The sequence below is a fragment of the Actinoplanes sp. NPDC021490 genome (assembly GCF_055562135.1).
Genome location: NZ_JBVHFW010000013.1, coordinates 21,192 through 47,051 on the forward strand (window position 1 = coordinate 21,192; position 25,860 = coordinate 47,051).

At 71.7% G+C, this 25,860-nt stretch carries 22 protein-coding genes; 12 read left to right on the forward strand and 10 right to left on the reverse strand.

Annotated features, from left to right (window positions below; all coding sequences use genetic code 11):
- The first annotated feature begins 73 nt into the window (after positions 1-73).
- The 5 genes from ACZ3I4_RS30115 to ACZ3I4_RS30135 all read left to right on the forward strand — a co-directional run bounded on the left by ACZ3I4_RS30115 (position 74) and on the right by ACZ3I4_RS30135 (position 6,013).
- On the forward strand, positions 74-1,261 hold the full coding sequence (locus ACZ3I4_RS30115; protein ID WP_465385407.1) for an MFS transporter: 1,188 nt from the start codon (positions 74-76) through the stop codon (positions 1,259-1,261).
- Positions 1,262-1,533: 272 nt separating this feature from the next.
- Positions 1,534-1,794, forward strand: coding sequence for a hypothetical protein (locus ACZ3I4_RS30120; RefSeq protein ID WP_465385408.1), 261 nt, complete (start codon positions 1,534-1,536; stop codon positions 1,792-1,794).
- Between the two features lie 4 nt (positions 1,795-1,798).
- Complete coding sequence (locus tag ACZ3I4_RS30125; RefSeq protein ID WP_465385409.1) at positions 1,799-2,680, forward strand: hypothetical protein; 882 nt, start codon at positions 1,799-1,801, stop codon at positions 2,678-2,680.
- Positions 2,673-5,306 (forward strand): FtsK/SpoIIIE domain-containing protein, encoded by a 2,634-nt coding sequence (locus ACZ3I4_RS30130; protein ID WP_465385410.1) that lies wholly within the window; start codon positions 2,673-2,675, stop codon positions 5,304-5,306. Before ACZ3I4_RS30125 ends, ACZ3I4_RS30130 begins: the two co-directional genes overlap by 8 nt.
- Entirely contained in the window at positions 5,303-6,013 is a 711-nt protein-coding gene (locus ACZ3I4_RS30135) for a hypothetical protein (protein WP_465385411.1), read from the forward strand. Before ACZ3I4_RS30130 ends, ACZ3I4_RS30135 begins: the two co-directional genes overlap by 4 nt.
- A 3-nt stretch (positions 6,014-6,016) precedes the next feature.
- Here the strand turns inward: ACZ3I4_RS30135 and ACZ3I4_RS30140 are convergent, their stop codons facing one another.
- Positions 6,017-7,264 carry a cupin domain-containing protein gene (locus ACZ3I4_RS30140; protein ID WP_465385412.1) on the reverse strand — a complete coding sequence of 416 codons (1,248 nt, stop codon included), beginning with the start codon at positions 7,262-7,264 and terminating at the stop codon, positions 6,017-6,019.
- 2 nt (positions 7,265-7,266) lie between these two features.
- Positions 7,267-7,518, reverse strand: a complete 252-nt coding sequence (locus ACZ3I4_RS30145) for a hypothetical protein (protein WP_465385413.1) — start codon at positions 7,516-7,518, stop codon at positions 7,267-7,269.
- 92 nt (positions 7,519-7,610) lie between these two features.
- On the opposite strand from ACZ3I4_RS30145, the gene ACZ3I4_RS30150 reads away from it, so the two are divergent.
- Together ACZ3I4_RS30150 and ACZ3I4_RS30155 are read left to right on the forward strand one after the other, a co-directional pair.
- The gene (locus ACZ3I4_RS30150) at positions 7,611-8,357 is read left to right on the forward strand and encodes a DUF72 domain-containing protein (protein ID WP_465385414.1); all 747 of its coding nucleotides are present in this window, start codon (positions 7,611-7,613) and stop codon (positions 8,355-8,357) included.
- Entirely contained in the window at positions 8,339-9,130 is a 792-nt protein-coding gene (locus ACZ3I4_RS30155; protein ID WP_465385415.1) for an aminotransferase class IV, read from the forward strand. The genes ACZ3I4_RS30150 and ACZ3I4_RS30155 overlap by 19 nt, the downstream gene beginning before the upstream one ends.
- On the opposite strand, the gene ACZ3I4_RS30160 is transcribed toward ACZ3I4_RS30155, so the two are convergent.
- The 5 genes from ACZ3I4_RS30160 to secA2 all read right to left on the reverse strand — a co-directional run bounded on the left by ACZ3I4_RS30160 (position 9,107) and on the right by secA2 (position 14,569).
- Entirely contained in the window at positions 9,107-9,988 is an 882-nt protein-coding gene (locus tag ACZ3I4_RS30160) for a DUF72 domain-containing protein (RefSeq protein WP_465385416.1), read from the reverse strand. The genes ACZ3I4_RS30155 and ACZ3I4_RS30160 overlap by 24 nt on opposite strands.
- Before the next feature lie 68 nt (positions 9,989-10,056).
- Positions 10,057-10,473 (reverse strand): TraR/DksA family transcriptional regulator, encoded by a 417-nt coding sequence (locus ACZ3I4_RS30165; RefSeq protein ID WP_465385417.1) that lies wholly within the window; start codon positions 10,471-10,473, stop codon positions 10,057-10,059.
- Between the two features lie 165 nt (positions 10,474-10,638).
- Positions 10,639-11,271, reverse strand: coding sequence for a nucleoside/nucleotide kinase family protein (locus tag ACZ3I4_RS30170; RefSeq protein ID WP_465385418.1), 633 nt, complete (start codon positions 11,269-11,271; stop codon positions 10,639-10,641).
- Between the two features lie 23 nt (positions 11,272-11,294).
- On the reverse strand, positions 11,295-11,864 hold the full coding sequence (locus ACZ3I4_RS30175; RefSeq protein WP_465385419.1) for a winged helix-turn-helix domain-containing protein: 570 nt from the start codon (positions 11,862-11,864) through the stop codon (positions 11,295-11,297).
- A 407-nt stretch (positions 11,865-12,271) separates the two neighbouring features.
- The gene (gene secA2, locus ACZ3I4_RS30180) at positions 12,272-14,569 is read right to left on the reverse strand and encodes an accessory Sec system translocase SecA2 (protein WP_465385420.1); all 2,298 of its coding nucleotides are present in this window, start codon (positions 14,567-14,569) and stop codon (positions 12,272-12,274) included.
- Positions 14,570-14,681: 112 nt separating this feature from the next.
- Between secA2 and ACZ3I4_RS30185 the strand changes: the two genes are divergently transcribed.
- From ACZ3I4_RS30185 to ACZ3I4_RS30195, 3 genes are all read left to right on the forward strand, one after another.
- Positions 14,682-15,422, forward strand: a complete 741-nt coding sequence (locus tag ACZ3I4_RS30185) for an ATP-binding protein (RefSeq protein WP_465385421.1) — start codon at positions 14,682-14,684, stop codon at positions 15,420-15,422.
- Positions 15,423-15,488: 66 nt separating this feature from the next.
- Entirely contained in the window at positions 15,489-17,339 is a 1,851-nt protein-coding gene (locus tag ACZ3I4_RS30190; protein ID WP_465385422.1) for a CheR family methyltransferase, read from the forward strand.
- 66 nt (positions 17,340-17,405) lie between these two features.
- Positions 17,406-18,140, forward strand: a complete 735-nt coding sequence (locus ACZ3I4_RS30195) for an ATP-binding protein (RefSeq protein WP_465385423.1) — start codon at positions 17,406-17,408, stop codon at positions 18,138-18,140.
- 3 nt (positions 18,141-18,143) lie between these two features.
- On the opposite strand, the gene ACZ3I4_RS30200 is transcribed toward ACZ3I4_RS30195, so the two are convergent.
- Entirely contained in the window at positions 18,144-19,313 is a 1,170-nt protein-coding gene (locus ACZ3I4_RS30200; RefSeq protein ID WP_465385424.1) for a SigB/SigF/SigG family RNA polymerase sigma factor, read from the reverse strand.
- A gap of 109 nt (positions 19,314-19,422) precedes the next feature.
- A complete protein-coding gene (locus ACZ3I4_RS30205; protein ID WP_465385425.1) occupies positions 19,423-22,011 on the reverse strand; it encodes a hypothetical protein in 2,589 nt (862 codons plus the stop codon).
- A 246-nt stretch (positions 22,012-22,257) separates the two neighbouring features.
- Between ACZ3I4_RS30205 and ACZ3I4_RS30210 the strand changes: the two genes are divergently transcribed.
- Positions 22,258-22,779, forward strand: a complete 522-nt coding sequence (locus ACZ3I4_RS30210) for a hypothetical protein (protein ID WP_465385426.1) — start codon at positions 22,258-22,260, stop codon at positions 22,777-22,779.
- Between the two features lie 23 nt (positions 22,780-22,802).
- Here ACZ3I4_RS30210 and ACZ3I4_RS30215 read toward each other — a convergent pair whose 3' ends face one another.
- Positions 22,803-24,134 carry an SGNH/GDSL hydrolase family protein gene (locus tag ACZ3I4_RS30215; RefSeq protein ID WP_465385427.1) on the reverse strand — a complete coding sequence of 444 codons (1,332 nt, stop codon included), beginning with the start codon at positions 24,132-24,134 and terminating at the stop codon, positions 22,803-22,805.
- 243 nt (positions 24,135-24,377) lie between these two features.
- Between ACZ3I4_RS30215 and ACZ3I4_RS30220 the strand changes: the two genes are divergently transcribed.
- Positions 24,378-25,856 carry a glutamate-cysteine ligase family protein gene (locus ACZ3I4_RS30220; protein WP_465385428.1) on the forward strand — a complete coding sequence of 493 codons (1,479 nt, stop codon included), beginning with the start codon at positions 24,378-24,380 and terminating at the stop codon, positions 25,854-25,856.
- Positions 25,857-25,860: the final 4 nt, after the last annotated feature.

The following is a 25,860-nucleotide window of genomic DNA, read 5'->3' on the forward strand; positions in this document are numbered from 1 at the left end:
CCGCGGTGATCGGAAAGCGGTTGTCCACAGGCAGCTCGCCGTTTGTCGCACAGTCGGAAAACGGAGTCGCCCCATGTCCGCCAGCCCCACCGCACAAATCGGCGCCCGCACAGTGCTGCGCCACCCGTACGTCCCCCTCGTCCTCACCGCCGCCCAGGTCGGCCGGCTCCCCCTGGCCGCCTCGCCCCTGGCCCTGCTGCTGTTCGCCCGCGAGTCCCTCAGCCTCGCCGTGGCCGGAGCGCTGGTCGCCGTCTTCACCGCCGGCATGGCCGTGGGCGCCCCCGTCCTGGCCCGCGCCGTCGACCGTTGGCGCCAGCCCCCTGTCCTGTACGGCTCGGCCGCTCTGTCCACAATCGGCTACCTGATCGCCGCCTCCGCCCCGGGCCGCCCGCTGGTGATCGGCCTCGGCGCCGCGCTGGCCGGCCTGGGCACCCCGCCGCTCGAGGCCTGCCTGCGCGCCCTCTGGCCCGTGCTGGTCCCGCCGAACACCGTGCACGCCGCGTACGCGCTGGACATCGCCGTGCAGGAGGTCATCTTCGTGACCGGCCCGCTCGTCACCCTCGGGGCCGTCGCCGTCGGCGGGACGTCCGCGGGCCTGTACGCCGCGGCCGTCCTGCAGCTGGCCGGCGTGATCGCGTTCGTGCGCGCCCCGGCCGTACGGGAATGGCGGGGAACTCGGGCTCACCGCCACTGGGCCGGCCCGTTGCGCTCGGGTCGCCTGGCCGTCATGGTCGGCGGCGTCGCGTTCGTCGGTGCGGCCGTCGGAAGCATCCCGGTCGTGCTCACCGGCTACGCCGAGGCGGCCGGCGACCGTTCCCTGACCGGCTGGCTGCTGGCCGCCCAGGCCGGCGGGGCGCTGATGGGCGGGCTGATCTATACGCGCGCCTCTCCCGGCGGGCCGCGCCGGCTGCCGGTGCTGACCGCGATCTTCGCCGTCGGATATCTGCCGTTGCTGACCGCGCCGGGCACCGCCGCGATGACCGTGCTGCTCGTGGTGAGCGGGCTCATGCTGCCGCCCGTGCTGACGGCCGTGTTCCTGGCGGCCGACCGGCTGGCCCCCACCGGCACCGCGGTCGAGGCGTTCGCCTGGATCATGACCGCGTTCAGCGTGGGCAGCGCGCTGGGGGCGGCGGTGGCCGGTCCGCTGACCGACGCCGGCATCCGGACCGGGTTCGCCTTCGCCCCGGTGGTGGCCGCGGCGGCGATCGTCGCGATGGTCGCCACGGTGCGCGGATCCCGCACTGCCGGGGCGGCCGATTGATCACTGAGGAGTGGCCAGATCCACGCCCGGGGGTGAATGTCGTCGTTCCCAGGGCGGGCGTACGCTTCCCGCGAGCACCCGTGGCCTGTCACTCTCAGGATTCATTCCTGTTCATTCAGGGTCGATCCCCAGCTGTCCGGCAGCGCGGGATCACAGCCCCGGACACGCTGTCCAACAGGGACGCTCCCCCGGGGCGGCCCCCATGGCAGGCCGGAGCCGGGGCAGTAGTCTGGTTTCGACAGTCGGGTTCCCTACAGCAGGAGGCTCCACGGGTGGCCAGTGTCGCCGAAGTCAAAGCGGCTGTGGACGCTGCGTTGCAGCAGGTCACCGAGGGTCAGCAGGCGATACAGGCGGCCCGGGAAAAGCTGGGCGAGGCCCAGCAGAGTCTCGCCGCGGCCCTCGACGGCAGCGGCAACGACGCGGTGGGCGCTGCGCACGCCCAGTTGTCCCAGGCCGACCAGTCCCTCGAGGATTGCCTGGGCGCAACGCTCGTCGCCCTCGAGCAGGCGCAGCAGTACACGGCGACCCTCTGACGAGATGTCACTGATCCAGGACCTCGGCGCCCAGCTCCGCGCGATCTCCGACGAGCTGCCCACCGGTCAGGTCACCGTCGCGCTGGAGAAACTGCGCAGCGCGACGGAACTGCTGACCTGGGTACGCGAGACGTCGCAGGATCCGCTGGGCGTCCCGCAGCTCGGCAACGCGACCGAGCACGCCGAACGGGCCGCGGCCGCGCTGCGCCTCGCCCAGGATTCGATCGCCCGCTATCTGGCGAGCGTCGGCCTCTCGGGCGAGGGCGCGGCGCCACCCGACCGTGATTGGAAGGCGGGTCTCGAGAGGCCCGAGCGCTCCGAACCGGCCGAGCCCCGGGAAGAGACCGAACAGCTGGGGCCGTGGTGGCAGAAGCGGGTGGCCCAGCTGACCGGCGAGCCCGCGCCCGAGCAGGCCGAGCCGGGAAACACCGACACGGCGGAGCTGCTGCGGCGGGTGGCCTCCGGCGTACGCGCGGGCGACCGGGCCCGGCTGGGCCGCGAGCTGCATGACGTGAGCGCGTCGACCGGGCTCGCCCTGTCCGCGGTCAGCTCCCCGGTGCTGCACCGGCTGGCCGGTGACCTGCTCGGGCACGAGCCTCGCCCCGACGACGTGGCCAAGCTGCGCTCGGCCGCCGAGGGCCGGGTCAAGTCGCTGCTGCCGGGCACGTCCCCGGCCGTGCTCGAGACGCTGATCGACCGCATCTGCCGGGTGCCCACCGGCAACCAGCCCAAGGCGCCCAACCACCCGGCCGATAGTGCTGTGACCGCGGGCGTGCTCACCGGTGTGCTGCTCGCCCGTCTGGGCCGCGACGCCGGCACGCTCGACCCGGCCGCGCCCGACCCGGTGCAGCGGCCCGAGCGGAACGACGGCCCCGATCATGGCTGACTCGACCGCGCAGCAGGTGATGGACGTCCGGGCCGCGCTCTCGCACGCGCTCGGCGCCGCCTCGAACGCGCTGGAGGCGGCCCGCCAGGAGTACGGCCGGGCCGTCGAACGCCGCCGCCGTGTGGTCGATGCGGCCGGGGCCCGCCGCCACAAGCTGGCCGGCGCCCGCGACGCCCGGCTGGCCGAGATCGACGACCAGCACCGGGCCGACCTGGCCGCCTACGCCGAAGCCGCCGCCGCGGCGGCCGACCGGGCCGCTCCCGGCGCCGCCGGCGACCCGTGGGACGACTGGCAGCCGACCCCGCTCGACCGGGCCGCCGAGCTGCGTGTCGGCCGCCTCCTGCTGCCGCATCCCGAAGACGTCCCGGCCCTGGTGCCGCTGCTCGACCGCGGCCACGTCGTGGTGCGGGGCGACCGGACCATCGGCGACGAGGTCGTGGCCGGGCTGCTGCTGCGCGCGCTGGGGACGGCGCCGCCGGGGGCGGTGCAGATCATCGGATACGACCCGGAGCACCTGGGCGGCGGGCTCGCCCGGTTCGCCCCGCTGGCCCCGGCCAACGTGCTCACCTTCGTCGGGCCGGGCGGGCTCGGCTCGCTGCTCGACGACCTGACCGATCAGGTCCGCCGGATCAACGAGACGGTCCTGGCCGGCGAGTACACGTCGCTGCGCGAGCTCAACGCGGCCACCCACCGGCGGCCCGAGCCGTGGCGGATCGCCGTGCTGCTGGGCGCGGGCGAGCTGAGCCGGGCCGAGCAGGCCCAGCTGCAGCGTCTGCTGCGCACCGGCGCGGCCTGCGGCGTGCACCTGGTCATCCAGGGGATGCCGGTGCCGGCCACCGCGGGCGTCGAGTTCATCACGGCCCAGCCGGGCGACCACGCGCGGATCAGCAGCGCCGGGTCTCTGCCCGTACGGCTGGACGGGGGCCCGCCGCAGGCGGTGGTGGCGGCGACCTGCCGGCGGATCGCCGAGGCGGTCGCGGCCGGACCGGCCCCGGTCGCCCTGGACAGCCTGTTGCCGCAGGTCGAGTGGCAGGAGAGCGCGGCCACCGGGCTGACCGCGCCGCTCGGCGACAGCCCGCAGGGCATGCCCGTGCCGGTGACGCTGGCCGACTATCCGCCGCACGCGTTGATCGCCGGGCCGTCGGGCACCGGCAAGACCAACCTCATCTACGCCTGGATGGGCGCGCTGGCCGCCCGCTACTCCCCGGCCGAGCTGGCCTTCTATCTGCTCGACTTCAAGGAGGGCGTGTCGTTCGCGCGGTTCGCCCCGGGCCGGCGCGACCAGACCTGGCTGCCGCACGTGCGCCTTGTCGGGGTCAACGTCAACACCGACCGCGAGTTCGGGCTGGCCCTGCTGCGCTTCCTCGGCGACGAGCTGCGCCGCCGGGCCGACGCGGCCAAACGGCACGAGGTGACCAACCTGGCCGAGTTGCGGGCCGAGGATCCGGACGGCTCGTGGCCGCGGATCGTGGCGGTGATCGACGAGTTCCAGGTGCTGTTGTCCGGACGGGACGCGGTGGAGAAGGAGGCCGTCGACCTGCTCGAGGACCTGGCCCGCCGCGGCCGCTCGCAGGGCATCCACCTGATCCTGGCCAGCCAGGACGTGTCCGGCATCGAGGCGTTGTGGGGCCGTCCGGCGCTGGTCGCGCAGTTCTCGCTGCGGATCGCGCTGCCGCGGGCCCGGCGGGTGCTGGCCGAGCAGAACACGGCGGCCGAGTCGCTGCCCCGCTATCACGCGGTGGTCAACGCCGACTCGGGCGCGGTCGAGGCCAACCGGGTCGTACGGGTGCCGGCCGCGGGCGACCGCGAGCGGTGGAACGCGCTGCAGCACCGGCTGTGGCGGCGCCGGCCGGCCGAGATGGGACCGCCCCGGCTGTTCGACGGTGATGTCGTGCCGCGGCTGGCCGACAGCCCCGACTTCCGGCGGCTGGGCCCGGTGGAGGGGACGCCGGCGCCCGTGGTGCTGCTCGGCGAGACCATCGACGTCGAGGCTCGGTCCGCCCGTACGGTGTTGCGCCGCGCCCCCGGACGCAACCTGGCCGTGCTCGGCACGCGCCTGGAGGAGGCGTGCGCGGTGCTGGCCACGGCCGCCCTGTCGCTGGCCGCGCAGTTCCCGCCGGACAGCGCCCGGTTCTCGATCCTCTGCCTCGACCAGGACGCCCGCCCGGCCGCCAAGGCCCTGTGCGACTCGCTGCCCGACTGCGGCTGGTACGAGCACGACAACGCCGACTGGATCCTGGAGGAGGCGGCGAACGAGGCGGCGGCGTCCTGGCCCGCCGACCGGCACCACTTCCTGCTCATCTATGCGGCCGACGCGCTGCCCGGCGGCAAGGGCGCGGCCGACCAGCTGCGCACGATCCTGCGGCAGGGCCCGGAGCGGCGCATCCACGTGATCGGCTGGTGGCGCGGCGCGGGTCTGCTGCGCGACGCCCTGGGCGGCCCCGGGTCGCGCACCGACGCGATCGGCGCGTGGGTGGCCCTCGACGTGCACGGCAGCGAGCTGGCGCCGTTCTATCCCGGCGCCGGCGCCCCGGCCTGGTATCCGCGCCCCTGGCGAGCCCTGCACTTCGACCGCTCAATACATCGCGGGGCCGCGGTCATCATTCCGTACGGGGTGAACTCGTGACACAACAACAGGGAGGGCTGCAGCCGGCTGACTTCGACACCGCGGACTACCGCAGTGTGCTGCGCCGGCTGACCACTTTGGACGAGGAGGCGGCCGTCCTGCGGGCCGAGGCCGAGCGCTGGCACGACGGCCGGGTCGCCGCGGCCGACGAGGCGGTGCGCGGGGCCGATCAGGCCGTCGACGAGGCCCGGCACGCCGTGGCCCAGGCCCAGCGCACGCTGGAAGAGGTGGACGCGCGCGCCGCCGGACTGTGGTCGGAGTACGTGCACAAGGTGGGGCCGGTGGCCGAGCGCTACGGGCGCACGGTCCCGCCCGCCTCGATTCCCCGGCAGCGCACCGACCGCGAGGCCGGCGACTACCTCGACGAGGTGGCGACGAAGCTGAAGTACACGGCCCCGGCCCGGCCGATCAACAGCGGCGTGAAGATGCTGTTCGCGGTGTTCGGTTTCCTGGGCGGGGTGGCCGGCGCGATTCTCAACCAGGTGCTCCGGGGGACGGCGGGAGGCACGGCCGACGGCACGTGGAAGGACGCGCTGCCGGTGGTGGCGCTGCTCGCGCTGCTGGCCTGCCCGGTGCTGGCCGTGGTGGCGGCCAAGCGGGTGGCCGACCGTCGCGGGGCCGGACTGGACGCCGCGACGGTGGCCACTGTGCTGATCACCGGCCTGGTCACGGCCGGCGCGCTGGTCGCCCTGCTGCGGACGGTCTGAGACTCAGCGGACCGGCACGACCAGGGCTTCGTTGAGCAGACGCCGGGCCAGCACCAGCTTGTCGGCGTCGTCGTCGAGAGGCAGATCCCCCACCCGTACGGGCTCTCCGGCGAACGCGGCCCGCAGAGCCGGCGCGCAGTAGGCCGGGAAACGCATCGTGCGCCCCACCAGCCGCAGGACCACGTGCTCGGGCCCGTCGTCGGCCAGCCGCCAGCGCAGCCCCTCGCGTACGCGGAACTGGTCTTCCGCACCGAGACCGGCCGCGAAGTCGAGCTGGGCCAGCGGGCTGACCGGTTCGGGACGGGCGGACGGCCAGTCCCGGGCCTGCAGCCGCGCCGCCACTTCGGCCGGCTCGACGCTGGTCAGCCAGTCGCGGAGCGCCTCGACGGTCTCGGTCAGCTCGGGCTCGATGGCGTCGGGGTCGGAGACGTCCACCGCGTACGGGAGGGTGGCCCGCAGGCGCGCGTCCCCGGCCGCCAGGGCCAGGAGCTCCTCGACGACGGCGTACCGGGTGAGGGCCCGTACGCCGATGGTCAGGTGCAGCGACCGGTGCCCCAGCGCCTCGGCCGAGTGCAGCCAGCCGCGCGGCAGATAGAGCGCGTCGCCGGGCGAGAGCACCACGTCGAGCGCGGGTTCGCCCTGGGCGGTCGCGGTCACCTCGTCGGCGTGCCCGCCCCACGCCTGTTTCTCGAGCGGGTCGGCCAGCACCGGCTCGTGCAGCCGCCAGCGCTTGGTCCCGTCGACCTGCAGCACGAACACGTCGTGGGTGTCGTAGTGGGTGCTGAAGCCCTGGCTGTCGGGCGGCGTCAGATAGGCGTTGACCTGCAGCGGGCGGCGCAGCTCGGCGCCGAGCTGCCGGCTGTAGTCGATCAGCGGCGGCCACAGGCGGTGCAGGCCCTGGAGGACAAGGGTGGCGCCCTCCGCATAGAGCCGCATCACCTGGTCGTCGATGACCTGGTCACCGATCTCGGCGCCGGCGCCACCGCCGCCGGTGAAGCGGCCGGTGGGCAGCACCTTGCCCTGCTGTGCGACGCGCAGGAAGGGGGTGCGCAGCCCCCGCCGGCTGAGCAGTTCGTCGACGGCGTCCGGGGAGAGCAGGTCGGCGAAGCCGTCCGGGCCGGCCAGCTCGCCCGCGCGGGAGAGAAGAGGAGTCCTCCCCCAGTACGCGGCGGCGAACTTGCCCGGCTCGACGGCCACGGCCCGGGAGAGCGCCGGGCGGGAGCCGCCCGGCGCGTTGTCGGTCCCGGGCATTGTCAGGACGCGGAGCCGTCGGCGCCGCCGTCGTGACCGTCGGGGTTGGCGCCACCGTCGGCCGGGCCCTCGCCCGCGGAGCCGTCGGCGCCACCGTCGTGGCCGCCCGGGTTGGCGCCACCGTCGGCCGGGCCCTCGCCCGCGGAGCCGTCGGCACCGCCGTCGTGGCCGCCCGGGTTGGCGCCACCGTCGGCCGGGCCCTCGCCCGTGCCGGTGCCCGAGGCCGAGGTGATGTCGTCGTCGTTCAGTGCCATGAGAGCTCCTTCGTCGGTGGACGTGACAGCACCCGCGACGTACCCCGTGATCATCACGTCTAACCGGCCTGTGACCGGGGTATCCGGCCTGAATGCTGTGGATCGGAACCTCCGGCTGGCAGTACCGGGACTGGAAGGGGCGGCTCTATCCGGAGAAGCTGCCCCAGCGGCTCTGGCTGGAGCACTTCGCCGCGCATTTCCCGACTGTCGAGGTCAACAACGCGTTCTACCGGCTGCCCGAGCGCAAGACGTTCGAGCAGTGGCGCGAGCGCACCCCGGACGACTTCTGCGTGGCGGTGAAGATGAGCCGCTATCTCACCCACATCAAGCGGCTGCGGGAGCCGGCCGAGCCGGTGGCCCGGTTCTTCGAGCGGGCGAGCGCGCTGGGTGACAAGCTCGGCCCGGTGCTGCTGCAGCTCCCGCCGACGATGAAGGCGGACCTGGACGCGCTGGACGAGACCCTGTCGCTGATCCCGGCCGGCACCCGGGTGGCGGTCGAGCCGCGGCACGACACCTGGTGGACCGACGACTGCCGCAAACTGCTGGAACGGCACAACGCCGCGCTGTGCTGGGCCGACCGCAAGAGCCGTCCGATCACTCCGCTGTGGACGACGGCCGACTTCGGATATCTGCGCCTGCACGAGGGGCGGGCGAAGCCGTGGCCGCGCTACGGACGGGCCGCGCTGTCGTCCTGGCTCGAGCGGCTTCCCTCCGTACGGGAGAACTTCGTGTATTTCAACAACGACCCGGGCGGCGCGGCCGTGATCGATGCCGACACGATGTGCGCCATGGCTCAGAGGCGTGGCCTTAAGGTGAAGACGTGCGCTACCTCGAACTGAACGGCCGGGTGCCGGACGCCGCCGAGATCCACCGGCTGGCCACACTCAACTACGGGCACTTCACCTCGATGCAGGTGCGGAGTTCGGGCGTACGCGGTCTGGCCCTTCATTTCGCCCGGCTGGCCGACGGCAACGAGGAGTTCTTCGGCTGGCGTCCCGGCCTCGACGACGAGCACCGGCTGCGCCAGCTCATCCTGCACGCGCTGGGCGACGAGACGGAGGCCTCGGTGCGGGTGTCCTACCTGCCCGGCGCCGACCCGGACGGCCCGCCGGACGTGGCCGTGGCGGTGGCCGATCCGGTCAGCGACGAGCCGGGGCCGCCGATCCGGGCGCGCATCGACCCGGCGTTCCGGCGGGACTGGCCCGAGCACAAGCACTCGGCGACGATGGGCCTGTGGCGGGCGCAGCGGCTCGCGCGGGCGGCCGGCTTCGACGACGCGCTGTCGGCCGGTCCGGACGGGCTCGTGCGCGAGGGCACGACGTGGAACGTGGCCTTCCTCAAGGGCGACGAGGTGGTGTGGCCGCAGGCGCCGATGCTCAAGGGCGTCACGATGGTGCTGCTGCAGATCGCGATGACCATGCAGGGGGTGCCGTGGACCATCCGGCCGGTGCCCGTGTCAGAGCTGCCCGACTTCACCGGGGCGGTCGCGGTCAACTCCCGGACCGTACGCCAGGAAATCGTCTCGATCGACGACCTCAAATACCCGGCCGGCGACAAACTGGCCGCGCTCATGGCCGAGGTCTGGGAGTCAGTCCCCTTCGACGCCCTCTAACAGTTCGATCAGCTCGGTCGCGTTGCGCTGCGCATAGTCGCTGTAGCAGTTGTTCATGAACACCTGGGTCGTCTCGGCCTCGGCGGCCAGGGAACGCAGCCGGGGCGCCCATTCGGCGAGTTCCGCATGCGAATACTCATATCCGAACTTCTCGTGGATGTCCTTGCTGGTCCATTTGGCGCTGTGGCCGTGGAAGCGCACCACGGCCAGATCGGCGGTGGCGGCCAGCACGGGCGGCACGGAACTCTTGTGGCCCTGCGGCATGTCGACGGCGACGAAAGCAAGCTTGTGGGCGCGCAGGAAGTCGAGCGTCTCGTTCTGGTTGGCGCCCTCGAACCAGGAGGCGTTGCGGAACTCGAAAACCGGCCGGATCGGTTTGCACCGCGCGGCGATCTCAAGGATGTATTCCTTGTTGGATTTGCGGATGCCGAACCACGGCGGGAACTGGAAGAGGACCGCGCCCAGCTTTCCCGCCTCGTCCAGCGGATCCAGCGCCGACAAGAATCGGGTCCAGACTTCCTCGTACGCCTGAGGTGGCAGGTCGCCGGGGTAGATGTTCTTCTTGTCCGTCTCGGGCCGCAGATCCTTGTAGATCGCCGACACCTTGGTCGGGTGCCCGGTCAGCAGGCTGAACGCCTTGATGTTGAAGATGAAGCCGTCGGGGGTGCGCTGCGCCCACAGCCGGCTCGTCTGCTCAGCCGGCGGCCCGTAATAAGTGGAGTCGACCTCGACCACCGGAAACTTCCCGGCGTAGTAGGCCAGCCGCTTCTCGGGGGTGTCGGCGCTCACCGGGTACCACCCCGACGCGAGCAGGGTCCGGTCGGTCCACGACGCGGTGCCGATCTCGATGGTGCCCATGACGTCAAACTAATCCGGATACAGCGGGTCCGCCGCGCTCGAGCGGCGGACCCATGGGCATTCCGCGGCTAGCCGGCCCGGCGCTCGCGGTTCTGCTTGCAGTTGACGCACGTGGTGGCCGAGGGGAAGATCTCGAGCCGCTCCCAGGGGATCGGGTTCGAGCAGCCCTCACAGTTGCCGTACGTGCCCTCCTCGAGCCGGTGCATCGCGTGCTCGGCCTGCGTACGCCGGTCGCTCAGGGTCCGCAGCAGCGAGGACGCGGCGTCGCGCTCGGCCGTCTTGGAGCCGCTGTCGGCCTGGTCGTCGCCGGCGGAGTCACCCATCTCGGCCAGCCGGAGCTTCTGGTTCTCGGCGAGCGCCTCCTCGTACTCGGTGCTCAGGTCGTCGAACCGGCCCCGCAGAACCTCGCGGATCTGGTCGATCTCCTCCGCCGTCCGGCCCCTGGCGGCACCCTTGCCCGTGATAACCGCTCCATTGACGAGCATGCGCTCCCCCTGCCCTTCCTCTGCCCCTGCCGGTGGCCCCCGAGGCTCAGCCCCTACACACCGTGAAGCCGGCTGATACCCACCGCTGGAGATCCCAAACGGGCGCTCCGCTGAAAAAGTAACCGGAGCATAACTGTCAGTGGTCGGATCCGCTACAGACTCGCTTCATGAACGTTCGAGCACCATCGCCGGGCGGCGTGGATCATCAACCCGGACGACCACGTCGGCGAAGGACGCCGGGTCGACCTCGCCCGCGTACCGCTCGAAGGCGGGCAGCGTCCAGGCGCTCTCGGCGGGGGTGCGCCGGGCCAGCGCCGCGGCCGACATCTCGAGGTGCACGGTAACGTCGAAGGCCAGACCGCCACCGAGCAGCAGAGGACCGCTGACCAGCAGAATCGCGCCGGGCGGCAGGTCTTGGTAGGGCTGCCGGGCGGCCCGGTCGGTCGCCACGTCCCACAGCCGCGTGAGCACCCGCCCCGAGCCGCCCGGGGCGGCCGGATCGAGCACCTCGCGGGCCAGCCCGGCCTCGTCGAACCAGCCCAGGTAGTACGAGTCGGGGTTGTCCCGGCCGAACTCCAGGCGCAGCGAAGCGGGGCGCAGAAAGTCGGCCGTATCGATCCGTACCGCGGGACGGCCACGGGCGCGCAGCGCGCCCATGAGGGCGTCGGCCAGCGCCTCGGGCCGGGCGGCCGGGGCGCCGTCGAGGGCGACCCGGAGGTAACTGTCGGGTTCCCGACATATCAGCAGATCGGCAAGTTCCTCGACCAGAATCTCGGTCGAAACGGGGCGGACGCGCACGCCGACGAAGGCTACCCGCGCGGCTACTCGTTCGGCTTGATCACGACGTGAGCGTCGTCGCTGAGCCGGTAGCCCACGCCGTAGACCGTGGTGATCAGCGGAACGGCGCCGCCCAGCTTGAGGCGCAGCCGGCGCACGTGCACGTCGACCGTGCGCTCGCCGGTGTGGTCGTAACCCCAGACGCCGGTCAGCAGCTGGGCGCGGGTGAAGACCCGGCGCGGCCGCTCGGCCAGGAACAGCAGCAGGTCGAACTCGAGGCGGGTGAGCGGCAGCGGCTCGCCGTCGACGATGACCTGGCGGGTGCCGGTCAGCAGGCGCACCTCGGGGCCCCCGCGCGCGTCACCGTCGGCATCGTCGGCCACCGGGGCGACGGCCGGCTCGAGCTGCACGGTGCCGTGGCTGACCTCGACGAGCTCGCGGACGGCCTCGATGAGCTTGTGAGCCTGCGGAGAAATCGTGTCGCCGGTCAGCGGGATGGCCACCGTGACGGTCAGGGCGGGTTCCGGCGACCGGCGAACGGCGGTGGAGCCGCGGCCGGCGACGGGGCCGGTGGCATGTCGGGCGAGCCGTGATGAAAGCGCACTGGCCGGCATTTAGTTGATCCCCCTGAAAATACGTTTTGGCAACCGAATACGACCGATCACCCTCCGTAAAGCCGCGGACGATATTTCCGCCAGCGCCGTTGTCGGGTCAACCCGCCAACCACACTGTGGGAAAATCGTTCCACATCCGCCTTGACGACGGAAAATGCATTTCCCGAACGGATTCTGTCAGACTGATTAAGCATTGCCGAACGCGCATCTCGCTGCGGTTACGTGGCTCACTCACCCACGACAAGCGTTTGCGCTGGCCAAATGCTGCGCGGACGACCCTCCGCCGTGGACCGTTCGGGCAGATCCTGAGACGGACGACACACACTCCGTCATCCATTCTTCGTTGCCAGTGCAAAAAGAAACCCGGCCGCTCCCATCGGGAACGCCCGGGTTCTTCGAACTTGTATTTAGTCGTTGCCGCCGGAGGTGAGCCGGCGACCCACTGCCGCGATCAGCCGGTCGAGCTCGGACCCGAACGGGTTGTCGTGCACCAGGTACGTCCACGTGGCGCTGGGCCGCACGATCTCGGCGCGCTCGGGCTCCCAGCCGTCGCTGAGGTCGACCTCCTCGAAGGCCTCGATGGTGCGGGCCTCGACGTCGAGCAGAAGCTTCTGGAAGGCCGGCACGGCCGCCCGGTGGAACTCGTCGAGCGGGTCGAGCTTGCCCAGGGCGCGCAGGTGCACACCCTCACGCACCTCGCTCAGCTCGGCCAGGTGGTCGACCCAGAGCCGGTCGAGGTGATAGAGCGCGATGGCCCGGGCGGCGTCGGAGAGGACGTCCTCGTCGGTCTCCTTGGCCTTCTCGGGCGAGCGCTCGAGCAGCATGATCGCCGCGACCTCGGAGGTGAGCAGGCGCTCGCGGCGCTCGGCCAGGGCCACCCGCTGCTGCTCGATGACGACGCTGTAACGCCAGGTGTTGCGGTGGATCTCGTGGTTGACGCCCTCGGCGACGCGCTGGGCGTGCTCGACCGCGTATTCGACCTGGTCGTCGTGGACGACACCGTCCATGTCCATCCGCGGCGAGGCGGGCAGGATGTCGCCCGCGTGCCGGGTGACCAGCTCGTCCTCGAGGCTGACGAAGAAGACCGAGCCGCCGGGGTCGCCCTGCCGCCCGGCCCGGCCACGCAGCTGGTCGTCGACGCGGCGGCTGTCGTGCCGGCCGGCGCCGATGACGTAGAGGCCGCCCAGCTCGACGACCTCGTCGCGGTCGGACTCGTCGCTGCCGCCGAGGCGGATGTCGACGCCGCGGCCGGCCATCTGGGTCGAGACGGTGACGGCGCCCTTCGCGCCCGCCTCGGCGATGATGCCCGCCTCCTCGGCGTCGTTCTTGGCGTTCAGCACGTTGGCCGGCACACCCACCGCGGCCAGTTGCTTGGCCAGCAGCTCGGACGCTTTGACGTCGAGCGTGCCGACCAGCACCGGACGGCCCTTCTCGTGGGCCAGCTTGATCTCTTCGACCAGGGCCTCGTCGCGGGTCTCATGCGCGGAGTAGATGCGGTCGGGCTCGTCGTCGCGGATGTTCTCGGCGTTGGACGGGATGACCGCGACCTCGAGCTTGAAGTACTCCCGGAGCTGCTCGCCGACGTGCACCGCGGTGGCGGTCATGCCGCAGACCGTCTTGTAGAGCGCGATGTAGGCCTGCACGGTGACCGTGTTGAGGACCTCGCCCTCGGCGGTGGCGCTCAGGCCCTCCTTCGCCTCGACCGCGGCCTGCAGGCCGTCGGGCCAGCGGCGGCGCTGGGCGACCCGGCCGCGCATCTCGTCGATCAGCTCGACGCTGCCGTTGCGCACGATGTAGTCGACGTCGCGGCGCAGCAGGGCGTGCGCGTGCAGCGCCACGTTGACCGCGGACAGGTGCTGGACCTGGTCGTCGGCGTACAGGTCGATGCCGCCCAGTTCCTCCTCGACCTTCTTGAGGCCGGAGTCGGTGAAGGCCACGCTGCGGCCGTCCTCGGCCACCTCGTAGTCCTTGCCCGCCTTGAGCTCGCGCACCAGACTGGCCGACTCGTGCACCGGGTCGCTCTCGGTGGCGGTGCTGCCGGCCAGCACCATCGGCACGCGGGCCTCGTCGATCAGGATCGAGTCGGCCTCGTCGACGATCGCCGTGGCCAGCTCGCGCTGCACCCGGTCCTCCACATCGGTGACCAGCTGATCGCGCAGGTAGTCGAAGCCGGCCTCGCTGACCGAGACATAGGTGACGTCGGCCAGGTAGGCCTCGCGGCGCTCGGAGTGGGTGGACGCCTCGGTGACCCAGGCGACGCTGAGGCCGAGAAGCTTGTAGACCGGCGACATCCACTCGGCGTCACGACGAGCCAGGTAGTCGTTGACGGTCAGCACGTGGACCGGGCCGTGGCCGAGGCGGACGTGCCCGTAGGCGGCGATGGTGGCGGTCAGCGTCTTGCCCTCACCGGTGGCCATCTCGGCGACCTTGCCGGAGAGCAGGGCCATGGCGCCGAGCAGCTGAACGTCGTACGGACGCTGCTCGAGAGTCCGCCACGCGGCCTCGCGGCCGATCGCGCAGAGCTCGGTGAAGTCGGAGGCCTCCTGGGCGGCAGCGGTCAGCGCCTCGTCGTCGAGCTCACGCAACGCCTCTTCACGAGCGTCGATGGCCGGCAGACGTTTCGAGAACGGCGCGAGGTCGACCGTTGTGCCCGGACGCTGCAAGAACTTGCGAAACCGGCTCTTCAGCCGCTGCGACACACCCATGGCGGGCAACGGTACTTCATTTTGCTGAGAGCTTGGTGACGACCTTCCGTTTGCGGATACCTCCTCCCGGGCATGTCGATCCCGCAGGTTCAGGTAATGAGGGGGAGGCAGGGTGCCGAGTCAGCTCGTGTGCCGGCCGGAACGGGGGTTTCCGGTCGCCGCGCTGCGCGTGCGCGGCACCCTCGATCAGGTCACCGGCGACGCACTCCAGCAGGCGGTGCGGTTGCGCCTGGCCGACCAGCCGACGGTGCTGCTCCTCGACGTGGCCGCGCTGCGGATCGGCGACCCGGTGGGTCTGGCCGCCCTCAGCGCCATCGTCTGCCAGGCCTTCGAGTGGCCCGACGTGCCGGTCGTGCTCTGCGGCGCCGACCCCCGCACCACGGCGATGATCTCCTCCGCCCCGGAGTGCGCGGGCCTCGATTTCGCCGGCGACTTCTCGGCCGCCCTCGCCGCCGCCCGCGCCCAGACCGTCCCGCCCCGGATCCGGGTACGCATGCGACCCGTGCCCGACGCCTGCCGCCAGGTGCGTCATCTGGTCACCCAGGCCTGCGGGGCGTGGCAGCGCGCCGACGTGGCGGCGACCGCGACGCTGATCGCCACCGAGCTCGTCGCCAACGTGGTGCGGCACGCACGCACCAGCATGGAATTCACCCTCCGCCCGCTCAGCGGCGACCGGCTGGGCATGACCGTGCGCGACCGCAGCCGCCGGATGCCGAAGCCGACCGACGCCGGGCTGTCCGACCCGGGCGGGCGCGGGCTGCGGCTCGTACGGGACCTGACCGACGCCTGGGGTGTGCTCCCGGTGACCGACGGCAAGGTCGTCTGGACCCGGATGCGGGCGGGCTCTCTTTAGAACGCGCTTTAGAACGCGCACACGCTGCGGGCGGGCGCGCGCGGTGAGGTGCGGTAGCGTCTGCCTGTGCATCCAGCCGACCCTGATTTCGAAGCGCTGCTCGTCTACCTGAAGGAGTCGCGCGGCTTCGACTTCACGGGTTACAAGCGATCCAGTCTCGTACGGCGGGTCGACCGGCGGATGAGTCAGATCGGCGTGACGGGCTATCAGTCGTACGCGGACCATCTGCAGGTCCACCCGGACGAGTTCACCGCGCTGTTCAACACGGTGCTGATCAACGTCACCGGCTTCTTCCGCGACCCCGACGCCTGGGACTATCTCGTCAAGGACGTGCTGGGCCCGCTGCTGACAGACAAGCCGGCCGACTCGGCCATCCGCGTCTGGTGCGCCGGCTGCGCCTCGGGCGAAGAGGCCTACACGCTTGCAATCGTGCTGGCCGAGCTGCTCGGGATCGAGGCGTTCAAGGACCGGGTGAAGATCTACGCCACCGACGTCGACGAGGAACAGCTCAACGACGCGCGCCAGGCGACGTACGGGGAACGCGAGATGGAAGCCGTCCCGCCCGAGATCGCCGAGCGCTACTTCGAGGTGGTCAATGGCCGGCACGTGTTCCGCAAGGACCTGCGCCGGTCGGTCATCTTCGGCCGCAACGATCTGGTGCAGGACGCGCCGATCTCCCGGATAGACCTGCTGACCTGCCGCAACACGCTGATGTACTTCAACGCCGAAACACAGGCCAAGATCCTCGGCCGGTTCCACTTCGCCCTGCGCGACGAGGGCGTGCTCTTCCTCGGCAAGGCCGAGATGCTGCTCAGCCACGGCAGCCTCTTCACGCCGATCGACCTCAAACGCCGCGTGTTCCGGCGGGTGCCCAGGTTGTACGCCCGGCCGGGTGTCGCCTTCGCCGACCCTCCGCCCGTGTCCGGCATGTCGGGAACAGGCCTCGACGAGCTTCGCGACGAGGCGTTCGCGGCGAGCCCGCTGGCCCAGCTCACTGTCACCGCCGACGGTCAGGTCGCCCTGACCAACCGGCAGCTTGAGAAGATCTTCGGGGTGTCGTCGCGCGACATCGGCCGCCCGTTCCGCGACCTCGACCTGTCCTACCGGCCGGTCGAGCTGCGCCGCTACATCGAGCAGGCCCAGCTCGAACGACGCACGCTGCGGGTCCCGGACGTCGACTTCCAGCGCGGAATGGACCAGGTCAGCTTCGAGGTGCAGATCAGCCCGCTCACCGGGGCCGGCGGCAGCCTGCTCGGGGTCAACGTGGTCTTCCGCGACGTGACGGCGGCCCGGCAGCTCAAGGACGAACTGGAGCTGGCCAACCAGCAGCTCGAGTCGGCCTACGAGGAACTGCAGTCGACCAACGAGGAACTGGAGACCACCAACGAGGAACTGCAGTCCACGGTCGAGGAGCTGGAGACCACCAACGAGGAGCTCCAGTCGACCAACGAGGAACTGGAGACGATGAACGAGGAGCTCCAGTCCACCAACGACGAGCTGCAGAGCATCAACGACCAGCTGCGCGTCTCGAGCGCCCAGCTGGACGAGGCGAACGACTTCCTCGAGACCGTGCTGACCAGCATGGAAGCCGGCGTCGCGGTCGTCGACCCCGACCTGCGCGTCCGCATGTGGAACCGCCGCGCCGAGGACCTGTGGGGCCTGCGTTCCAGCGAGGTCATCGGCCAGCACTTTCTCAACCTCGACATCGGGCTGCCCATCGGGCGGCTGCAGCCGATCCTGCGCTCAGCCCTGGGCACAGAGGCGAACAGCGTGGAACTCAAGGTCGACGCGGTCAACCGGCGCGGCCGATCCATCTCCGTCAGGGTCGCCTGCACCCCGCTGCGACGGCCCAAAGGCGGCAACCAGACCGACGGTGCCATCATTGTGATGGAGACTGAGGCAACCGAACCCGGCTGACCCCCCCGTTTGCGGTTCGTGACCGGGGGTAAGCCCGCCGACGTCAGTACTCGGAAAGGCGGGGAGATGACGATCGCGTACGCAGCCGAGTTCGACGGCCGGCATCTGGTCGCGACGGTGACCGGCATGCTCGGCATGCCCGAGGTGTCGAGTCTGCGTCTCCACATCCTGAAGTCTCTCGCCGAGCAGCCGGACGCCCTGCTGCTCGATCTGCCGGCGCTCGAGGTGGCCGAGCCCCTCGCGCTGTCCGTGTTCACCGCCATGAACGCTCAGGCCGCTCGCTGGCCGGGCACGGCGATAATGCTCTGCGCCCCCTCGCCGGCCACCCGCGAGCTCCTCAACGGGTACGCGTTCCGGCAGCTCAACGTGGTCGACAGCCTCGACGCGGCCCGCACCCGCCTGGCCGCCGGTGGGCCCGCCTCGATACCGTCCTTCAGCGACGAGCTGCTTCCGGTCTCCGGAGCCGTCCGGTACGCCCGGGACATGGCCACCGACGCGTGCCTGCGCTGGGACCTGCCCCACCTGCTCGGCCCGGCCGGCCTGCTCGCCAACGAGCTGGTCAGCAACGTCGTCGACCACGCGCACACGATGATGACGCTCCGGCTGTCCCTGCGGCAGCGCTACCTGCAGATCGCCGTGCGGGACGGATCGCCGGTCGAGGTGCGGCCGCCGGTCGGTCCCCCACCCGAATTCGGGCGGGGCCGCGGTCTGATTCTCATCGACGCGACGGCCCACGCCTGGGGTTGCGTGCCGTCCGAGGACGGCAAAGTGGTGTGGGCTTCCCTGCGCCGTGCAGCCTGAGAGCTACTCCACCAGCCGGGCCAGGCCCGTGACCTTGAGGATCCCGGCCACATAAGGCTGGGCGCCGGTAACGGTCAGCGCGACCTCGGCCACGGCGGCGGCCGAAGCGGCGTCGACCAGCACCGCGATGCCGGCCGCGTCGAGCAGCGGCACGGCGGACAGGTCGATCACCACGCGCTTCCGGCCGCCCAGGGAGATCGCGCGGCGCAAACCCAGCCGCAGGCGCTCGGCGGTGTCGCGGTCGACCTCGCCGCGCACCCGGGCCACGACCGCGTCGCCGTCGTGCACCGCCTCGACCTCGACCGGATGCCGCTCGGGACGGGTCTCGACACCCTCCCAGCGCGGCGGGACGTCGCTCAGCATCGCCTCGCGCAGCCAGGACAGGGCCCGGGTGAGCAGCCGCGACACATGCATCTGCGAAATGCCCAGCTCGTCGGCGATCTCGGCCTGGGTGCGGTTGCCGTAGAAGCGCAGCGCCAGCATCCGGCGTTCCCGGGCGGGCAGCCGCATCAGCAGGTCGGCCACAGTGACCCGGTCGTCGACCAGGTCGAGGTCGGCGTCGACCCCGCCGAGCAGGTCGCCGAACTCCGCGCCGTCGTCGCCGCCGCCGAGCGGGGCGTTCAGCGAGGACGGCGAATAACCGGCGGCGGACTCCTGAGCCTCCCGTACGGACTCCAGCGGCAGGCCGAGCCGGTCGGCGATCTCGGCGGCGGTCGGCGTACGGGAAAGGATGCTCGTCAGGGCCAGGGTGGCGTGCCCGACCTCGAGGCTGAGATCCTGCACCCGGCGCGGCACGTGCACCCCCCACGTCTTGTCGCGGAAGTGCCGCTTGATCTCGCCCGAGATGGTGATGACCGCGTACGCCGTGAACGACCCGCGCCCCGGGTCGTAGCGGTCGATCGCCTTGACCAGGCCGAGCCGCGCGACCTGCTCGATGTCTTCGAAGGACTCGCCGCGACCACGGTAGCGCCGGGCCAGGCGTCCCGCGAACGGCAGGCACACCCCGATCAGGGCGTCACGCAGGGCGGCCCGCTCGGGTCCCGAGGCGACGGCGATGCGCTCGGAAAAGGCCAGCGCAGCAGCGTCGAGGTCTTCCAGTCCTCCCTCGGTGACCGGGGCGGCCGCCCGGTCGAGCGCTTCCACCGGAGAAAGAACCGGTTGCTCCTCGGACATCGATCTCTCCCCTCGACAACGCCGGCTCCGGGGCCACGCGTGTGGACTGCGTGGCCCATAGGGACGCTACTGCCCCTGGTAACCGGTGCTCAAACAAACTCGCCGGATGTCACCGTTGGGGCTGATCCGGCGGGTCGTCGGCGATCGGTTTGTTGAGCTGACCCATGTTGGGCGCTTGTAGCTTAGGCCGCGGCGGGCGAGGGCCGAGCATGGACGGGCCGGGCTTTTCGGGCTCGGCCGGGGTCAGGGCGGAGGCCGGGGGGCGGTTGCCCGGACCCGAAGGGTTGGTGGCGGCACGGGGAGCGCCGTTCAGTTCGGAGCCGGCCGGGCCGAAGTGGGACGAGCCGTTGGGGAGGCCGCTCGCGCCGGGGGCCTGGGGGGCGGCGTTGTGCGGGGACGTCGCGCCGTGCGCCTCCTGGCCGGCGGGCTGGCCGGGACGATCCGTGGCCGGCGAGCCGGGGCGGTCGGTGGCTGGACGGCCGGGCAGGCCGGACGGCTCCTGGCCGGACGGCAGCGTTGAAGCGGCGGCCGCGGCCGAGGCGGCCGTTGGCTGGGCGGCGTAGCCGGGGGCCTGACCCAGGCCGGACGGCGGCTGACCCGCGGGCAGGCCGGACGGCTCGTTGGCGGTGGGCGTCGCGGACGGCGGCTGAGGCGCGGATGGCTCGTTGCCACCGCGCAGGCCGGGAAGGCCGGACGGCTCGTTGCCGGCGGAGGGCGCCATGCTGCCGGACGGGTTGGCGGTCGGCCCGGCGGCGGGGTGCGGTGCCGCGAGGCCGGACGCGGTCGGCCCGCTGCCAGGCTGCTGCGCGTTCGGGCCGCCGGGGCCGGGAGGTTGCTGCGCGCCCAAACCCGGAGGCTGCGGGGCGGCGGGCTCGTTTCCGGCGTTCCGGTGCGGGCCGGCCGGCGGCTGAGCGGCGGGCGGCCGGCCGAATGCGGCCGGGGGCTCCGGTGGGTTGAGTGCGGGCGGCGGCTGCGGCGGCTGGTTGAGCGCGGCGGGGGCCTGGGGCGGCCGGTTGAGGGCCGTCGGCTGCTGCGGCGCGGGGCTCGCGGCGGCCGGACCGGCCGACTGAGGCCGACCCGGCGCCCCGGGTACGCCGTTGACGCCGTTGGCCCTGGTCACGGGACGGGCCGGCATGAATTTCGGTGCGTCCAGCGGCCGGTTCTGGTGCCATCCTGGCGGGAGGTGCGGCTTGTTGGGGGCGCCGGGTTCTGCGGGCGAGATGTGCTCTGCTCCCCCGCCGAGGTGAGCCGCTTCGGTGGTGAGCCGGGGTTTGCCCGCGTCGCTGAGCTCTGGGGAAGGTTCCGAGGTGGCGCTGTCCGGGTTCGGGTCGAAGCGAGGCTCGTCCGGGCGGGTGGTGCCCCCGAAGCCAGACTCACCCGCGGTTCGGTTGAGGCCGCTCAGACCGGAATCGGGACGCGACTCGTCCGGGATCCGGCTGATGCCACTCAAGCCCGAGCCAAGACCCGACTCGCCCAGGGTCCCGCTGATCCCGCTCAAGCCCGAACCAGGACCCGACTCGCCCAGGGTCCCGCTGATCCCGCTCAAGCCCGGATCGGGACGCGACTCGTCCAGGGTCCGGCTGATGCCGCTCAGACCAGAAGGAGGGTTCTCCGCGGCCAGGCTGCCGTTGCTGCCGTCCGGGTTCCGGCGCGACCCTTCCACGTCCGGGTCGCCCGGGCCGGAACGGGGTCCGTCCGCGGACAAGCTGCCGGCTGGATCCTGGCGGCCCTGTTCCGCAGACGAGCCGCCCACGGTGAGGCCCGGGTCCAGAGTTGGGCCGCCCAGGCTGAGCCCCGCGTCCAGGGTTGGGCCGCCCACGCTGAGGCCCGGGTCCAGGGTCGAGCCGCCCGGGCTGAGTTCCGCGTCCAGGGTCGGGTCAATACCGGTGAAGCTCAGCGCCAGACGCGGGCCGCTCGGCGCGTCGGCCGTGCCATGTCGGCCGATCTTGTTGGTCGGGTCGCTGGGCCGCGGGTCCGGCGGCGCCTGGTGGGCCGCGACGGAGCCGGCCGAGAACGAAATTCCTACCGGGCCGCCGTGCAGCGTGTCCCGGTAGCCGGCGCCGGTGGCCGGGCTGTCGTCGGTCTCGCGCTGGGCCCGCCGGGGGCGATATTCGGATCGGGCCGGCTCGTCCTCGGCCGGCACATCGATCGGCGCCCCGAAGACGATCGGCGAACCGGACGCGACGGGCGAGCCGAACTCGGTCGGGAAGGGCAAGGCCTCGGGCACCGGGCCGAGATCATCAGCGGACCCGAAAGCGGTAGCCGGCTCCGCCCCGAAGCCGAGGCCGGACCGGAAGTCCGTGGTCGAGCCGGGCGCTCCCGTGATTATCGGTGATCCGGACCAGGGGCTGGCGAGGCCGGGCACGTTCAGGGCGGGGCCGCCGAGGGCGGACGGGGACAGGCCCGCGGCGGCGGCCAGGCCCGAGCCGTTGTAGTCGAAGCCCGATCCCGGTTCGCCGTACGGCTCCCCCAGGCCCTGTCGCGACGCCGCGACCAGACCGGATTCCTCGGCCAGCCCGGCGGCTACCACGACCTCGGCGGCGGCGCGGCCGGCGGCGCAAGGCAGGGGCTGGCCGCAGGCGGGGCAGTCCGTCACGCCGTCCTCAGGGCCGCGGCCTCCGGCGTGCGCGACAAGCATCTCGCGGGCGGTCCGGGCCAGGACGCTCTCCGGATCCACGAATGCCTTGATCGGTGCCACGTCAGCGCCCCCCGTTCGCGCGTGTTCGGCGCCTCGCCGAACACGAAACAAGTTCACCGCCGATTGGTGCCGGTTCGCGCGCTTTTCCGCAATCCGGCTACAGGGGTGGCAGACGTGCACGGTGCGAAGAACCGGCAAACCGGTCTCCGCAGGTCGGCGCGGCCTTTACGGTTCTCCCATATTCACTCACGGTGCCTAGGAGATAACTCTCCGTACTATGTGAGAACCCCTCAGGAGGTGATTCGCATGGATGATGTCGACCTGCACCGCGAGCAGATCCTCCGGCACGTCGGACCCATCATCACCGGGCGGTTCGCCGGCTTCCAGACCTCGTACACGCGTGAGGTCCGGATCGGCCAGCCGCTGCTCATGGCCGTCTTCCTGGCCGCGAGCGTGATCCAGCTGCTGGCCGCGATGCTGCGGATGAAGCCGGGACGCCGCAGTTTCAAGGAGCTGAAGAAAGGGCCCGAGTTCCTCGTGACGCCGGTGCGGGTGCGCGACGACCTGGGTCAGACCTACGAGGTCGAGATGCACGGGCAGTTACCCCAGTCGGCCCTGCACCGCGGTGACCTCGTGCAGCTGCGCACGGTCGACCAGAAGGACCGCACCCTGCCGGTGCGGCTGGTCAGCCTGGTCAACCTGACCACCATGCAGCCGCTCACCCCGCGCATCCCGACGATGTGGTCGCATCTGGGTCCGGCGCTGCTGCTGCAAGCCTTTCTGGGCTTCACCGTCGTCGCCGCGGTCGCCGTCGCGGTCATGCGCTGACCGGGGCCACCCCGGCCGAGGGCCTACAGCTTGTCGAGCGGCACGGCGGTGGCCAGGGCCAGCATGCCGGCGTCGTTCGGGTGCAGGTGGTCGCCGCCGTCGAACTGCGGGTTGACCCGCAGCGGGTCGGCCGGGTCGCGTAGCGCCTGGTCGAAGTCGGCCACCGCGTCGAAGGCGCCGTCGCCGCCGTTGCGGATCCACGTGTTGACCCGCAGCCGCACCTGGTCGAGCGCCGGGGTGTAGGTGGTCCACCCCTTCCACGGGGTGATCGTGCAGACGATCACCCGCATGCCCTGGGCGCGGGCCCGGGTGGCCAGGTGGGTCAGCCCGGCGGTGACGTGGGCCGGGTCGGTCTGCCGCGGCGGCTGCATGATGTCGTTGATGCCGGCGAAGACGATCAGTGTGCGGGCGCCCGCGCGTTCGAGCACGTCCTCGGCGAACCGGGCCTGCGCCGAGCGACCGGCCGTCGAGGTGACGCGGTAGCGCGGATATTGCGCGTCGAGCAGGATGCGGTTGCCGGAGAGCCCCTCGTTGGCCACGCCGTAGGCGGGGGCGCCGTTGGCCACGAGCCGGGCCGCGAGCAGATCGGGCCAGCGCCGGTTCAGTCCGGCCGTCGACTCGGCGCCGTTGGTGATCGAATCGCCCAGGGCGACGATCGTGCCGGGGGCGCCGGTCACCTCGAGGGCCGAGACGTAGAACCAGGCCGTGGCGCCCCGCGTGAAGGCGGTGGCGGCGAGGTCGCCCGCGTGGTCGAGGGTGCCGGGGCTGACGAACGACAACTGCTTGGCGTCGGGGTGGAAGGTCGCCGCGGCCGGTTTGACCGGGGTCCACACCGTGACCAGCACGTCGGCGTCGGGCGGGATCTCGAGCGACAGCGCGTCGCTGAGCACATCGCCGCCGACCGGCACGGTCACGTCGCCCCGGCCGCCGAACGTCACATCGCGCAGGGTGCCCTGCACCGCCGTACCGTCGGAGGGGTTGCTGGTGCCGTCGCGGCGGCCGCCGGAGTGGGCCGAGAGCCCGGCGGTGACGTGGCCGAAACGCACCGGCGCGACGCCGAAACGGTTGCTCAGCCGGACGCGCACCTGCGGGCCGCCGATCGTGGTGTGCACGATGTTGCGGACCGTGTAGCCGAGCGGGCGCTGGAAGTTTCCCGCCGCGGGCGCGGCGGCCCAGGCGGTCGACCATTCCGGGCCAAAGCTCACCGGGCCCGCGCTCGTGATCGCCGGCGCGGCCTGGGCGGACGCCTGCGGCGACGGCGTGGCCGATCGCAGCGATCCGAGCGCCACCCAGGAGACGGTCAGGATCGTGGACAGGACCGAAGCCACCACGACGCCGATCAGCAAGCGCCGCATGTTCAAGATCTTGCCCTCCCCAGGGTCCAGACCCGGATGAAATCCGGTACGGCAGGGTACCGCTGCGATCGTGCCCGCCGGCATCAACCCGGCCTATATCGACGGATTTGAGAGTCACACCACGTGCGATCTCATGCTTTGGGGTCGTCTGGCGCGACACGCCGGGCTGTGCAAGTTTCTAGATTGAGGATTCTCCCGGTTCCCGCCGCGGGAAGACTCAGCGAGTGTGAGAGGTGGTGTGCCGTGGGCGAGGACGTCGAGCAAGCCAACTTCACCCGGGAGGACCGCGCCAGGTACCGGCACAAGATCCGCCGGAGCCTGGACGTGTTCGCGGCGATGCTGCGCGAGTCGCGGTTCGACTTCGAGCGGCCGCTGACCGGCATGGAAATCGAGCTCAACCTGGTCGACGAGAACTGTGATCCGGCGATGCGCAACGCCGAGGTGCTGGGCGCGATCGCCGACCCGGATTTCCAGACCGAGCTGGGCCAGTTCAACATCGAGATCAACGTGCCACCGCGCCGGCTGGCCGGTGACGAGAACGCCGACCTGGAACGCTCCCTGAGAGCCAGCCTCAACAACGCCGAGAAGCATTCCCGTACGGTCGGGGCGCACACGGTCATGATCGGGATTCTGCCGACGCTGCGGCGCGAGCACATGACCGACGAGGCGCTCTCGGCCAACCCGCGGTACAAGCTGCTCAACGAGCAGATCTTCGCGGCCCGCGGCGAGGATCTGGACATCCGGATCGACGGGGTGGACCGGCTCGCCGTCACGACCGACACGATCGCGCCCGAGTCGGCCTGCACCAGCACCCAGTTCCACCTGCAGGTCAGTCCGGCGCAGTTTGCCGCGTACTGGAACGCGGCCCAGGTGATCGCGGGCGTGCAGGTGGCCCTGGGCGCGAACTCGCCGCTGCTGTTCGGCCGGGAACTGTGGCGCGAGACCCGGATCCCGCTGTTCGAGCAGGCCACCGACACCCGCTCGGAGGAGATCCGGGCTCAGGGCGTACGGCCGCGGGTGTGGTTCGGGGAACGCTGGATCACCAGCGTCTTCGACCTGTTCGAGGAGAACGTGCGCTACTTCCCCGCTCTGCTGCCGATCTGCGACGACGCCGAACCGGGCGAGATGCTCGAGCGGGGCGAGATCCCCGAGCTGAGCGAGCTGCGCCTGCACAACGGCACGGTGTACCGCTGGAACCGGCCGATCTACGACGTCGTCAAGGGCCGCCCGCATCTGCGCGTCGAGAACCGGGTGCTGCCGGCCGGACCAACCGTTGTGGACACGATGGCCAACGCGGCGTTCTACTACGGGCTGATCCGTACGCTGGCCGAGGCCGAACGTCCGCTATGGACGCAGATGAGCTTCAGCGCGGCCGAGGAGAACTTCCACGCCTGCGCCCGGCACGGCATCGACGCCACGGTGTTCTGGCCCGGCCTGGGCTACATCCAGGTCACCGAGCTGGTGCTGCGCCGGCTGCTGCCGATGGCTCATCAGGGGCTCGATCGCTGGGGTGTCTCGCAGGGTGAACGCGAGCGCCTGCTGGGCATCATCGAGCAGCGCTGCCTGACCCACCGCAACGGCGCCGTCTGGCAGGTGCAGACTCTGCACGCCCTGGAGGCCGAGGGCCGGGACCGGCAGGGCGCCCTGCACGAGATGCTGCGGCGCTACCTGCCGTTGATGCACGAGAACCTGCCCGCGCACGAGTGGCCGTACCCGAGCTGAACGC